Source organism: Streptomyces sp. NPDC093064 (genome assembly GCF_044754605.1).
In the GTDB taxonomy this organism is placed as follows: Bacteria; Actinomycetota; Actinomycetes; order Streptomycetales; family Streptomycetaceae; genus Streptomyces.
Genome location: NZ_JBIVPK010000003.1, coordinates 218,535 through 231,502 on the forward strand (window position 1 = coordinate 218,535; position 12,968 = coordinate 231,502).

Here is a 12,968-nt window from a genome sequence, read left to right on the forward strand (position 1 = left end):
CGGCGCCGAACTGGTCGGCGCCGGCGCCGGAATCGTGCAACGCGAGCACAGGCAGGTCCCTAGGCAACCTTCGCCTCGGCCTCATAGTGCATCTGGGCCCGGTCCAACACGTCATCCGGGTCCAGGCCGCGCGCCGACGTCCAGTGCAGCAAGTCCGCGATCAGCTCGATCGCCAACTCCTCCAGGGCCGCCGCGCGCTGCCGTCCTTCCGGGGCGGCTTCACTGCTCCCCTGGTAACGCTCAAGCGCTTCGACGGCACGCTCCACGCGTCGGCAGTCGGATTCGGCGCCCAACGCGATGTCACACCACACCGCCTTACCGAGCGCCGTGACGACGGTCCCCCAGTTCACCGCCATGGCAGTGACCATATGCAGGCCGCGACCGCACTCCGCATCACAGTCGGCGTGGTGCACGGATGGCAGTACACGGCTCTTGTCGTGCATCTCGACCCGCAGCCGCTCGCGGCTCCACTCAAGGATCAGGGTCGCCGACGCCCCCTCTCCCACGTGCTTGATGACGTTCGTGGCCAGTTCCGTGACGACTAGCGCAGTCTCCTCACCCGCTGTTGGCACGCCCCACTGGTCCAACTGCGAAGTAGCAGCCTTGCGTAGCAGCCGGACCTCAGCCGGCAGCGCTTCAAAAGGCAGGACACAGCGGTGCTGACCGTCCCTGGCACTGGTACCAGGCATGAGCATTCCTCCCTCCCATGCCACGCGCATGCTGCGCCCACCGTGTCCGTTCGGCTGCATTGCGTAGCGATCTGTAGCGAGGATGGCATAGAGAACTCTCACTATGTAACTTCTCACGGGAATCTATCGAGTGAATCCCGTGGTGGGCTGGCTACCGCGCTGCCTAGCCTGTTGAGGCTCCGAGCCGCTGCCCAGGGGTACCCACAGAGGAGTCCCATGTCCGTGAGGACCACCACACGCCGCCGCCAACTAGGTGCAACGCTGCGCAAGTTGCGGGCCCGTAAAGGGATGACCCTGGAGGAGGCCGGCCAACTGGTCGGCGTCTCGAAGGCGACGGTCAGCCGGTATGAGACCCAGGCGGGTCCGGTCAAGTGGATCGTCGTAGACGCGCTGTGCCGCGAGTACGAAGCCTCCGACTCCGAACGGGAGGCTGTGGTCAGGCTGGCCAAGGACGCCAAGCAGCAGGGCTGGTGGAGTTCCTTCGCCGACTCCATCCCGGAGAGCATGAACCTGCTGCTCACTCTGGAGGACGAGGCCGTACGCGAGGACCACTTCTCGTGCGTCTACGTTCCGGGGCTTCTCCAGACGCGCGCCTACAGCACTGCCCTGCAGAAGGCCAACGAGATTCCACTGCAGCCGTCCGAGATCGAACGGCTGGTGGACATCCGTATGAAACGCCAAGAGATCCTCAACCGGCCGAAGCCTCCTCGCCTGTGGGCGATCCTCGACGAGTCCGTCATCCGCCGGGTCGTCGGTTCTCCCGAGACCACGAAGGAGCAGCTCGGCCGCCTCCTGGAGGCGAACGAGTCCCCTCACATCACGCTTCAGGTGCTGCCGTTCTCCAAGGGCGCCCACTCCGCCGCACTCGGCAGCTTTGTGATCCTCGGCGGCACCGAGTCAGCCCTCGACGTGGTGTACGTCGACTTCCACGCCGGCTCGCTCTTCCTGGAAAAGGATGAGGAACTAGAGCGATACAGACTTGCGTTCGAGTACCTCCGCGCACAAGCGTTGGACATGGAGGCTTCCTCCGCCGTGATCCATCGTGCCCGCAAGGAGTTGTGAATGTCTGTCAGTCCCCGGCCCGCCTCCGAACTCGTCTGGTTCAAGTCGTCGTACAGCGGCGGCAACACGACCGAGTGCCTAGAAGCCGCCTTCACCCCGTCCGGCGTACTCGTGCGGGACTCCAAGCGACCCGAGCAGGCGCACCTCACCATGTCGGCGGAAGCCTGGACGGGCTTCGTCGCTGGTGCACGCTGTACCCGACTTGCCTACGGACACGGCTTTTCGACGCTCTGAGAGAGCGAATCGCGCACCTGGTTACCGCAGCGCCTCGACGCCCGCGCCAAGTGGCGGGAGCCACGTCTGTCGTCTCGCGCAGTGCCGTGTCACAGGGCTATCGGCCGATACACCAAGGCCCACCACCTCGTCGGCCGAGAGTTCTCGCTCCGGCGGCCAGAAGATCAGGTCACTGACGTGCCCAGTTGGACATGCCAGGGTCCTGTCGAGCATGTCCAGCCAGTTGTCCATCTCCTCTTCGGAGGCGTAATCCGCGTCGATGATCCGCTGCACGAGCGCGACGGCCTGAGCCCGGCTCATCTCCCCTGCACCCATTGGGCCCCTCCTCCGACGTCATCCTCAATGAGAAGCGTGATCGGCCTTGATCCCGCACATCGCGCCCCTGTCCGGCGAGGCGCTCTCCCCAACCCTGCTCGGCGAGCAGCAGTTCGGCACCCTCGCCACCGTGAAGCGCACCCGCCATCCTGACCTGACCACCATGCTCTACCGCTGGGACGCCGAGGCCCGCACTGCGTCACGGCCGCCAACCTCGACGGCATCGACAACGCCAAGGTCCGCACCTGGATCCAGACCAAGCTGCCCGCCATGCTCGACAAGGACGGCATGCAGGTCGAAAACCTCGGACTCGGCAAGGTCGCGCTCAGCATGGACACCGCCGGGAACACCGCCGCAATCAGCATCGAGCAGCAGTAGAGACTCGGCGCTTGGGGGATCTTGCCGCGAGCTGTCCGGTCGATCATGTGCGGAGCCGGATGACCAGCGCGGCGGCGGCCCGCCGTACCGACGTGGACGTAGCGCGCTCCGGGGGTGCTCTGATGCCGCTGCTGGGCTGGACCGGCCGGTTCAGGCTACGAGCAGGCGCAGGCCGAGTTCTGCCGCGTCGAGGGCGACGAGGTCGCGGTTGCGCTCGGCCCACCGGCCTGAGGAGAGGTCGTCGCGGAGCTTGTTGACCGCCCGCTGCTCGGCCTCCGGCCCGACTCTGGTCCATACCGACACCGCGCGGCGCACATGTTCGTCCAGGTATGCCTCGGGCCGGCGCCAGTAGGCCTCGAAGAAGCCGTCAGCGCAGTCCCACGGGATGAGCAACGGCTCCGCGCGGCCCCCGATCGCGCGGGTCAGGTCGGCCAGCGGAGGCCAGTCGGCGAGCAGGTCGGCGAATTCAGGCAGGTAGTCGCGGGTGAGCCAGAACCGCTCACCCCAGCCGGTGGCACTCGCGTCGTACGTGAACACCACCACCCGGCGGGCCACGCGCCGCATCTCGCGCAGCCCGGCGACCGGGTCCGGCCAGTGATGAACGGTGCTGACCGCCATCGCGGCGTCGAAGGACTGGTCCTCGAACGGAAGGCTTTCCGCACTGGCGGCCACACACGGCGCCGCGCCCGCGGGACGCTGTGCCCGCATGACCGCCGACGGTTCCACCGCGATCACCTCACGGTCGGGGGGCTCGTAGGAGCCGGTGCCGGCCCCGACGTTCAGTACCGTCCGTGCGTCCCCGAGCGCATCCCAGATCCTCGCGGCGATCCGCAGCTCGGTACGCCGCGTCGCCGGGTACGCGGACCCGATGACTTCGTACAACTGCGCGCCGAACACTTTCAGTTGTTCCTCCGGTGGCGTCCTGATCCCCATGGCCCGTGCCTCCAGTTCCGTGTCGATGGCCGTCACCATGGCGGCAGCGTGGTCGCGCTGTTCCAGCAGCAGGCCGCGCAGCCGGTGCAGGTGCGCGACCGCGTCGGTGGCCGGGTCGTCGACCAGATCCGCGATCTCGCGCAGTCCGAAGCCCAGCCTCCGGTAGGCGAGCACCTCCCGCAGTCGCTCCACGTCGCCCGCCGAGTAGGCCCGGTACCCGGCCGAGGTCCGCGCGGACGGCTGCACGAGGCCGATCTCGTCGTAGTGATGCAGCGTGCGGACGGTCACGTCGGCCAACTCGGCCACACGTCCCACGGTCAGGTGCTCTTCCACGCCACCGACCATGCGGCCTGACGCCACGTGAGGGTCAAGCGCTTCGCTCCCGGTACCGTGCGTTGCGCATGGCGGTGCTCTCCTACGGGACACTCTCGCGGTTGCGTCACCAGCGGCTTGGTAGCGTATGGCTGCCGTGGTGTACGGGAAACCGGTCGGAAGCCGGTGCGGCCCTCGCCACTGTAGCCGCGGAGTTCCGCGGCCCTCGCTGACGGCTCCCGGAGCGGTCAGGGCCACTGGGTGGATCGGGAACGAGCCACCTGGGAAGGTCGGCCTCGGAGCGTTGACGCGGAAGCCAGGAGACCGGTCACGGCGCGACATGTTCCACGAGGGTTTTGGAGAGCATCGTGCCCAGCGGTCCCCTGCGTCCGTTTCGATCTGTACGTTCCATACACGCCGCACGTTTCACACGCCCCGCACGTTCCCCACGCCCCGGCCTCGCCGCTGCCGCGCTCCTGCTCGTCGGTGCGCTCGGCGCCTGTACGGGTGCGCCCGCGGCCGACAAGCCCGCCGCGGCGGCCGGGAGCAGCCGCCCGGCGCCGGTGAGCGTGAGCAGTTGTGGCGTCACCACGACCGTCGCGGCACCGCCGAGCCGGCTGGCCACCCTCAACCAGGGTGCCACCGAAGTGGCGTTGGCCCTCGGTCTGCAGTCCCGGATGGCCGGAACGGCGTTCCTCGACGACGCGGTCCCGACGAAGTGGAAGGCGGCCTACGACGCCGTCCCGGTCCTTTCCAAGGAGTACCCGACCAAGGAGAAGCTCCTCGCGGCGCGTCCGGATTTCCTCTACGCCTCCTACGCCAGCGCGTTCAGCGACAAGGTGGCGGGCACGCGGGCGGATCTGAGCTCCAAGGGCATCGAGTCGTACCTGTCCCCGTTCGGCTGCGCCGACAGCAAGCAGGTGCCGCCGGTCTCCTTCCAGGCGGTGTGGGGCGAAGTGGGCGACATCGCCGAGGTGTTCGGTGTCGCACCGCGCGCCGCCGCCCTCCAGAAGGAGCAGAAGCAGCAGCTTGCCGGCCTCAGGGCCAAGGCGGCGGGCAAGGGCCTGAACGTGCTCTGGTACGACTCGAACACCAAGGCCCCGTTCGTCGGCGCCGGCCACGGCGGACCCCAGCTCGTGCTCGACGCCGTCGGCGCCCACAACGTCTTCGGCACGCTGCCCGGTGGCTGGAAGACCGTGAGCTGGGAGAAGGTGGCGGCGGCGGACCCGGACGTCATCGTGCTCGCGGACGCCGGTTGGGACACCGCACAGGCCAAGATCGACTACTTGGAGCACGACCCGGTGCTCAGCAAGCTCACCGCCGTCCGGCACCGCGCCTTCGTGGTCGTGCCGTTCTCCGAGACCACGCCCGGCGTGCGCCTCGCCGACGGTGCCGCCCGTGTCTCGGCCGGCCTGAGCAAGCTGCGCCCGCATTCATGACGGTGGCGGATCGTCCCGCCGCACGGCCCGCGGGAGCGGGTCGCGCGGCGGCGGGCCTGACCGTTGCCGTGGTCCTGCTGCTGGTCACCGTCCTCCTCGGCCTCGCCGTGGGGTCGGTCCACGAGCCGCCGCACGTCGTCGCCGATGTCGTTCTGCGCCGGCTCGGCCTCGGCAACTCCCCCGTCACGCTGCTGGACGACCAGATCGTCTGGCAGTTGCGGCTGCCCCGGGTTCTGGGAGCCTCCGCGACCGGCGCGGGGCTCGCGGTCTGCGGCGCGGTGCTGCAGACCCTGACAGGGAACGACCTGGCCGACCCCTACCTGCTCGGGATCTCCAACGGCGCCGCCGTCGGCGCGGTCACCGTGATCGTCCTCGGCGTCGGAGCCTCCGGCGCCGCGGCGGTCGGCGCGCTCCCGGCGGCCGCCTTCGCCGGCGCCCTGCTCGCCGTCGTCGTCGTGCTGGCGCTGGCCGCCGCGCGCACCCGGTCCCTGCCGGCCGCGCGGACCGTGCTGGCCGGCATCGCGGTGGGGCAGATCTGCGGCGCGTACACGTCGTTCGTCGTGCTCGTCCTCGGTGACCGCAACGCCGCCCGCGGTGTCATGGAGTGGACGCTGGGCTCGGTGGCCGGGGTGCGGTGGGGCACGGCCCTCTTCCTGACCGCGGTGGCGGTCGTCGGCACGGTGGTCATGGTCGCGGCCGCCCGGGACCTGGACGCGTTCGCGTTCGGCGAGACCGCGGCCCGCTCCTTCGGCGTCCACGTCGAACGCACCCGCTGGGCCCTGGTCGCCACGGCCGCGCTGGTGACCGCGTGCCTGGTCGCCCACACCGGTGTCATCGGGTTCGTCGGCCTGGTCGTGCCGCACGTCGTCCGCCTGGTGTGCGGCCCGCGCCACGCCCTGCTGCTGCCCCTGTCCGCACTCGTCGGCGCGTCCCTGCTGGTGGGCAGTGACATCGTGGCGCGCTCGGTGCTCCCGGACCAGGAGATCCCCGTCGGCGTCGTCACCGCCGGGCTCGGCGCGCCGTTCTTCGCCTGGCTGCTGTGGCGCCGGACAGACGGCGGGTCGGCCGCAGGGGGTCGGCCGTGATCAGCACGAAACCGGTGGGGCTGCGCGCCGAGGGCGTCGGCGTGCGCGTCGACGGCGCCACGCTGCTGACGGACGTGACGCTCGGCTTCACCCCCGGCAGGACGACCGGCCTGCTCGGGCCGAACGGGGCCGGCAAGACGACGCTGCTGCGGGCGCTGGCCGGACTGCGCCGGCCGCAGTCGGGCCGGGTCCTCCTCGACGGCGGCGACCTGTACGCCCTGCCGGCCCGCCGGCGCGCGCGGCGGGTAGCCTTCATGGAACAGCAGGCCGATACCGCACTGCCGCTGACGGCCCGTCAGGTCATTGACCTGGGGCGCACGCCTCACCGCGGCCGGTGGCCCGTTGTGGCGGGCGCCGCGGCCGACCACGAGCGGTCGGTGCTCGCCGGGGCCGTCGCCGCCACCGACGTCGGGCGGCTGCTCGACAGGACCTGGTCGTCTCTTTCCGGCGGCGAGCGCCAGCGGGTCCAGCTGGCGCGGGCCCTGGCACAGGAACCCGGGGTGCTCCTGCTGGACGAGCCCACCAACCACCTGGACCTGCGCTACCAGCTCGGTTTCCTCGAAACCGTACGCGGGCTCGGTATCACCACCGTCGCGGCCCTGCACGACCTCGAACTCGCCGCCGCCTACTGCGACGACGTCACCGTGCTGCTCGACGGCCGCCTGGTGGCCCATGGGCCCGCCTCCGAGGTGCTCACCTCGGCCACGATCGCGCGTGTCTACGGAGTCGACGCGACCGTGGAGCGGCACCCGCGGTACGACAGGCCGCACATCCGGTGGAACGGACTGCTTCCCGAGGGGCCCGCGTCATGAGCCAGAACCGTACGAGCGCCCCCTCAACGGCCGCCGTCGCGGGCCGTGCCACGGTCCTGGTCGGCATGTCCCTCGCGGAGGCCAACCACCGGGCCGAACTGCTCGGAGCCGCCGCGCCATTGGGTGCTACGACGGCGTTCCTGCAGCAGGGCGAGCCGTCCCTGTCCGCCGAGTTGACCAGGCTGGCCGAGACGGGCGCGGAGACCGTCGTCCTGATCGGGGTCCGCCTCGGGGCCTCGGGTCCGGGCCACTCCTGGCTGCGGCGGATCGCGGCGTACTGGTGGCGGGAGCGCGCCGGCCACCGCCCCGGGCTGCTCGTCGCCACCCGGCTGGCCGACTCCGCGGACGCCGTGGCCGCGGCCACGGCGTCCGTCAGGCCGATCACCGGCGGGGAACCCGGCCTCACCTCTCCGGCCTGGGAGGAGGTCACCGGCCACCGGCACCAGGTCATGGTGTGCCGCGGGCCGCGCTGCACGGCCAAGGGCGCGGACGACAGCGTGCGCGCGCTGGTGGGGCAGTTGGCGGAGCACGGGCTCGGCGACGACGACGTCCTCGTGGTGCAGACGGGGTGCCAGTTCCCCTGCAACCAGGCGCCGGTGGTCAGCGTGCAGCCCGACGACGTCTGGTACGGGCACGTGGACCCGGCGGCGGCCGCCACGATCGTGGCCGACCACCTCGTCGGGGGCCGGCCGGTCGCGGCACACCGGCTTCCGCGGCGCAGGAAGGACCGGACGGGCCGCGAGGAATACTGATCACGGCCACCGCGGCGTCCACGCGGGTCCGCCCGGGCCGGTCCGTGATGGACCGGCCCGGGCGGCGTTCCCTCCCCGGCCGTCCCCTGACGGGGAGGGAGAGTCCCCTCTCCTGCACATCCGCGAGCGGAGAGGGGAGGCGAGGGGCCGTCAGCTGCCGGCCGGGGCCTTCTCGGTGGCCTCCTGGTCGTCCTGGGCCGCTCCGGGCTGTCCGGAGGTGTCGGCGGGGGCCGGTGCCTCGAAGCCCCGCAGCGGCACCTGGCGGATGAGCACGGCGATCAGCAGGCCCGCGGCGGCCACCACCGCGCCCCAGGTGAAGACGGAGCTGACGCCGTCGGTGACGGCCTGCTGGAACACCTGGCGGGCCGCCGCGGGCAGGCTCTTGAGGATCTCCGGCGTCATCTGCGACACCGAGGCCGAGCCGCCGGAGCCGGCCGCCATGCCACCGTGGGAGACGACGGAGTCGGTGAGGGTGGAGGCGTAGATCGAGCCCAGCAGGGAGACGCCCAGGGAGCCGCCCATGTTGCGGAGGAAGGTGGCGGCGCCGGTGGCGGCGCCCATGTCCTTCAGCGGGGCGTTGTTCTGGGCGATCAGCATGGTGGTCTGCATCAGGCAGCCCATGCCGGCGCCGAGGACGACCATGTACAGCGAGGTGACGGTGCGGGAGGTGCCGGTGTCCATGGTGGCGAACAGGCCCAGTCCGACGGCCATCAGGACGGTGCCGGCGATGGGCCAGACGCGGTAGCGGCCGGTGCGGCTGATCATGGCGCCGCCGGCCAGCGAGGTCACCATCGAGGCGAGCATCATCGGCATCAGCAGCAGGCCGCTGTTGGTGGCGGAGGAGCCCTGGACGAACTGCTGGAACTGCGGCAGGAAGGTCACTCCGCCGAAGAGGGCGAAGCCGACGATGAAGCTCAGCGCCCCGGCCAGGGAGAAGTCACGGTTGCCGAAGACCGACAGCGGCATGATCGGCTCGGCGGCGCGGCGTTCGACGAACACGAAGGCGACGAAGGCCACCACGGTCACCACCGCGAGGCCGATGATCACCGCCGAGGACCAGTCGTACTCGTTGCCGCCCCAGCTGGTGATCAGGACCAGCGCGGTGATCCAGACGGAGAGCAGGGCCGCCCCGGTCCAGTCGATGCGCACCCGACCGGTGCCTCGCGGCAGCTTGGCCAGGGTGAACCAGCACACCAGCAGGGCGACGACGCCCAGCGGCAGGTTGACGTAGAAGGCCCAGCGCCAGCTGAGGTGGTCGGTGATGAAACCGCCGGCCAGCGGTCCGCCGATCATGGCGACCGGCATCACGGTCATCATCACGCCCTGGTACTTGCCGCGCTCACGCGGCGGCACGACCTCGGCCACCACCGCCATGACGCCCACCATCAGGCCGCCGGCGCCGAGGCCCTGGAGAGCGCGGAAGCCGACCAGCTCGCCCATGTTCTGCGACATGCCGCACAGCGCCGAGCCGACCAGGAAGATCACGATGGAGGCCAGGAAGGTGATCCGGCGGCCGAGCAGGTCGCCGAGCTTGCCCCAGATCGGGGTGGCGACGGTGGAGGCCAGGATGTAGCCGGTGGTCACCCAGGCCAGGTGGTTGAGCCCGCCCAGGTCGCCCACGATCGTGGGAAGAGCGGGGGCCACGATCATGTTGTCGAGCATGGCCAGCAGCAGCGCGATGACCAGGCCACTCATCGTCACCATGATCTCGCGGTGGGTGAAGCGGGGCGGTGACCCCTGGTCGGGATTGGCTGCGGTCGACGCCATGGCAGTGCCTTTCTGGGAACGGGATTTCTGGCGGGTAGCGGACCAGCACGTGGCACACCCGCCCCGCAGCGCCTGCGTGGACGGGCGGTGCGGGGGAGCCTGCTTCGACATCGCGGCGTCACCTACCGGCCGTTAAGTAAGTTACTTGCCGGACGGTAAGCTTGCAAGCGAGACCCCCGGCGACGAAGATCGGCCGGACGTGGCGCAGAAGGAAGAAGGCGGATGGAGATGGCGGGCGCGGGACACCGACGAGGCAGCGACACCAAGGCCGAGATCCGCAAGGTGGCCCTGGAACTGTTCGCCGCGCAGGGCTACGAGGCCACCTCCCTGCGAGAGATCGCCGAGCGTCTGGGCATCACCAAGGCGGCCCTGTACTACCACTTCAACGGCAAGGAAGACATCGTCCGCTCGCTGTTCACCGAGCACCTGGCGGCCCTGGACGAACTCGTCGACTGGGCCCGTACGCAGCCTCCCGGCCCGCGACTGCGCGCGCAGGCCATCGACCGGATGATCGACCTGCTCTCTCAGCAGGGCCTGCAGGCTGTGCGGTTCGCCTTCGCCAACCAGCACGTCGTCAAGGAGCTGCATCCCGGCCGGGAGAACGTTTTCGAGCGGCTGACCGCCCTCTTCGACGCCCTCACCGGTCCCAACGCCTCCGTGGAGGAGGCACTGCGCATCCGCATGGCCCTGTTCAGCGTCAACCTCGCCTTCTTCGCGGCTCAGGGCCTGGAGGCGAGCAATGAGCAGATCGTCGCCGCCGCCCGCGACATCGCCCAACTGCTGAACCCGCCGACCGAGTGCGACGCAGAGCCTGCTCCGGACGCCTTGAGGCGGACGTGACGTCGCAACGGACCGGCCCCTCCGGCAATCGTGCCGCTGCTCTCAACACTGGTCACGCTGAACCCTGATTCCCCCCACGCCCCTCCCGCCACACCACACCTGATCTGCACCTTCCCGCCTTACGGCCTTGCGCGGAGGCGACCATGGCGCGAACCTGGAACCCACCTGTTGGGGGCTGGGGCAACGGGCGTGGGGGGACCATGGCTGGCTGTGTCGAGCTGTCGAATTTCGGGGTGGGACATGCCGGGGAAAGGGCATGCGTCCGCCCGGAGTTGATGGGCCGGACGTCTCCGTAGGGCGTTCCGAGGAGCAGCACAGCGGGTTGAGTCGGTCGGCGTGATGACCGCGGCCGGCCGGGGGCCGGTACAGACAGTTCCAAGGGGGGAGTGGCCATGCCGGCTTCGATCACCGGGCGTGTGGGGCCCCTGGCCGGGCGGCGGTTCTCTGTCGGTGCCACTCCGGTCACCTTCGGCCGCAGCGGTGACAGCAGTGTCGTGATCGCCAGCGGGCGGGCCTCGCGTCTGCACGCGGAGGTACTGCGGGAGGCCGACCGCTACGTCCTGTACGACCGGGGAAGCCGCAACGGGACGCTGGTCAACGGGAGGCAGGTGACGTCCCACGTCCTCGCGTCCGGGGACGAGATCACGATCGGCGACGAGGTCTTCTGCTTCGAGATCCCCGAGGCGATGGAGACGATCACGGATGTCCCGAACCCGCTCGCGGCCGCCGCGCCGGGGCCGGTCCTGAACGTCACCGTGTCGGGCGGCGGTCCCGTGGGGCTGAGCTTCGCCCTGCTGCTGGAGCACCTGATGGGGCGACGCGTGGCCATCACCGTCTACGACGGCCGCTGGACCCAGGACGGCTCGCGGGTCGCCTGGAAGAACGAGGCACAGGGCAATGTCCGGCGGCAGCAGGTCGTGACCGTCCAGAGCCGCCAGTACCTGAACCTCCCCGAGAAGGTCCAGGAGCGCTTGTTCGGCGCCGATGCGTACACCGAGATGTGGCCGGCCGGGCCGGACTCCGTGCAGGGCTACGGCCCGCGGAACATCCGGATCGCCTACGTCGAGGACGTCCTCCTGGAGATGGCGAACGAGAAATCCGACCGGATCCGGCTCGTTCCCACCCGCTTCGACGCGACCGAGCAGCGTGAGACGGTGGTCAAGGACCACGTACTCGCCATCTGCGAGGGCGGTCGCTCACGGACCCGGGACCACCTCAGCGACAAGTTCGGCGCCCCCGACGCGTCGATCTACTCCCTGAAGGGGCAGCACGTCCAGGACGTCGTGCTGGGGCTGCGGGTGAAGTCCGACCTGCCGGACCCCATGGCCGTCCTGCTGACGGTGGCCCAGAACCGCTTCCTCCTGAACTCCCTGCGCGGCGAGGGCTTCCTGAACATGCGCCTCACCGACGCCGAGGCCCAGGAGGTGATCGGGGTCGACCCCGTCCGGCACGTGTTCGAGCAGTGTGTCGCCTCGCGGCCCTGTCTCATGGGCCGCAACGAGGAAGGCGACTTCCGCTGCTCGACCCACGGCACACTGTTCCTGCCCGCCCTGGTCAAGGGGTCGGCCCTGTGGAAGCGCGTGCTGGAGGGCCTGGTCCTCTTCGGCGTCACCGAGAAGAACCTGAGCGCCGTCACCGGGTTCCGCCTGGACATGGTGCAGCGGCCGCGCTTCACCGCCCGGCTCCACTCCACGACGTCCAACACCCCGGGAACGTACGGCTTCCTGCTCGGGGACGCCGCCAACGCGATCCACTTCTGGCCGGGGCGCGGGCTCAACAGCGGACTCGCGTCGGCCATTTCGCTCGCCCGCTCCCTCAGCAACGCCTGGCGGGGGAAGGCCTTCCGCGACGCCGACTTCGTCCGTCACGAGGCGGCGATGTCGATGCTCCAGTACCGGCACAAGAGCCGTGCCTGGAACGCGATGGTGACCACCGACGAACACGGCGACACCCGTGCGATCAAGGACACGATCGCGCAGAGCATCGAGGCGGCCTCGCCGGAGGCTTCGGACGGCGCGGCGGACAAGGCGAACGAGGCGGACATCGACGCCTTCATGGACCGGCTGCGGGAGATCCGCGACCGCCTCTCACCTCGGGTCCCTGGCATGCCGGACGACGCGACCCTCCGCGACCACCTGCGGAAACTGAAGCCCGAAACCGTCCGCACCCTGCTCGCGAGCGGGGCCTGGGACACCCTGACCGTCGGCGGCGAAGAGGTCGACATCGACATCTTCTACCGACAGGTCCCCTCACCGACACCCGTCACGAAGCAGCCCGATCCCCGCCTGAAGACCTGAAGACCCGAAGAGCCGAAGACCTGAAGACCTGACGCTGGGCCAGGGCGACCCAG

General features: G+C 70.2%; 11 protein-coding genes, 1 pseudogene and 1 riboswitch. Of the genes and pseudogenes, 8 read left to right on the forward strand and 4 right to left on the reverse strand.

Going from position 1 to position 12,968, the window contains the following annotated elements; genetic code table 11:
* Window positions 1-59: 59 nt before the first annotated feature.
* On the reverse strand, window positions 60-689 hold the full coding sequence (locus ACIQFZ_RS05735) for an ATP-binding protein (protein WP_402690691.1): 630 nt from the start codon (window positions 687-689) through the stop codon (window positions 60-62).
* A 216-nt stretch (window positions 690-905) separates the two neighbouring features.
* Between ACIQFZ_RS05735 and ACIQFZ_RS05740 the strand changes: the two genes are divergently transcribed.
* A complete protein-coding gene (locus tag ACIQFZ_RS05740) occupies window positions 906-1,751 on the forward strand; it encodes a helix-turn-helix domain-containing protein (RefSeq protein WP_402690692.1) in 846 nt (281 codons plus the stop codon).
* Window positions 1,752-1,985, forward strand: a complete 234-nt coding sequence (locus ACIQFZ_RS05745; protein ID WP_402690693.1) for a DUF397 domain-containing protein — start codon at window positions 1,752-1,754, stop codon at window positions 1,983-1,985.
* 89 nt (window positions 1,986-2,074) lie between these two features.
* Here ACIQFZ_RS05745 and ACIQFZ_RS05750 read toward each other — a convergent pair.
* Window positions 2,075-2,300: pseudogene (locus tag ACIQFZ_RS05750) on the reverse strand (e9imm peptide).
* Window positions 2,301-2,828: 528 nt separating this feature from the next.
* Window positions 2,829-3,956: a methyltransferase domain-containing protein gene (locus ACIQFZ_RS05755; RefSeq protein ID WP_383055676.1), complete on the reverse strand. Its 1,128-nt coding sequence runs from the start codon at window positions 3,954-3,956 to the stop codon at window positions 2,829-2,831.
* A gap of 89 nt (window positions 3,957-4,045) precedes the next feature.
* Window positions 4,046-4,271: riboswitch (cobalamin riboswitch) on the forward strand.
* 221 nt (window positions 4,272-4,492) lie between these two features.
* Here ACIQFZ_RS05755 and ACIQFZ_RS05760 point away from each other — a divergent pair.
* Genes ACIQFZ_RS05760 through ACIQFZ_RS05775 form a run of 4 tightly spaced genes read left to right on the forward strand, consistent with a single transcriptional unit; the run spans window position 4,493 to window position 8,011 of the window.
* Window positions 4,493-5,362, forward strand: a complete 870-nt coding sequence (locus ACIQFZ_RS05760) for an ABC transporter substrate-binding protein (protein ID WP_402690694.1) — start codon at window positions 4,493-4,495, stop codon at window positions 5,360-5,362.
* On the forward strand, window positions 5,359-6,447 hold the full coding sequence (locus ACIQFZ_RS05765; RefSeq protein WP_402690695.1) for a FecCD family ABC transporter permease: 1,089 nt from the start codon (window positions 5,359-5,361) through the stop codon (window positions 6,445-6,447). Before ACIQFZ_RS05760 ends, ACIQFZ_RS05765 begins: the two co-directional genes overlap by 4 nt.
* Window positions 6,444-7,259, forward strand: a complete 816-nt coding sequence (locus ACIQFZ_RS05770) for an ABC transporter ATP-binding protein (RefSeq protein WP_365430602.1) — start codon at window positions 6,444-6,446, stop codon at window positions 7,257-7,259. Before ACIQFZ_RS05765 ends, ACIQFZ_RS05770 begins: the two co-directional genes overlap by 4 nt.
* Window positions 7,256-8,011 (forward strand): ferredoxin, encoded by a 756-nt coding sequence (locus ACIQFZ_RS05775; protein WP_376650833.1) that lies wholly within the window; start codon window positions 7,256-7,258, stop codon window positions 8,009-8,011. Before ACIQFZ_RS05770 ends, ACIQFZ_RS05775 begins: the two co-directional genes overlap by 4 nt.
* 150 nt (window positions 8,012-8,161) lie before the next feature.
* Here ACIQFZ_RS05775 and ACIQFZ_RS05780 read toward each other — a convergent pair whose 3' ends face one another.
* Window positions 8,162-9,778, reverse strand: a complete 1,617-nt coding sequence (locus ACIQFZ_RS05780) for an MDR family MFS transporter (protein ID WP_402690696.1) — start codon at window positions 9,776-9,778, stop codon at window positions 8,162-8,164.
* A 222-nt stretch (window positions 9,779-10,000) separates the two neighbouring features.
* On the opposite strand from ACIQFZ_RS05780, the gene ACIQFZ_RS05785 reads away from it, so the two are divergent.
* Complete coding sequence (locus ACIQFZ_RS05785; protein ID WP_365773719.1) at window positions 10,001-10,618, forward strand: helix-turn-helix domain-containing protein; 618 nt, start codon at window positions 10,001-10,003, stop codon at window positions 10,616-10,618.
* Window positions 10,619-11,010: 392 nt separating this feature from the next.
* The gene (locus ACIQFZ_RS05790) at window positions 11,011-12,915 is read left to right on the forward strand and encodes an FHA domain-containing protein (protein WP_402690697.1); all 1,905 of its coding nucleotides are present in this window, start codon (window positions 11,011-11,013) and stop codon (window positions 12,913-12,915) included.
* The last annotated feature ends 53 nt before the right edge of the window (window positions 12,916-12,968 follow it).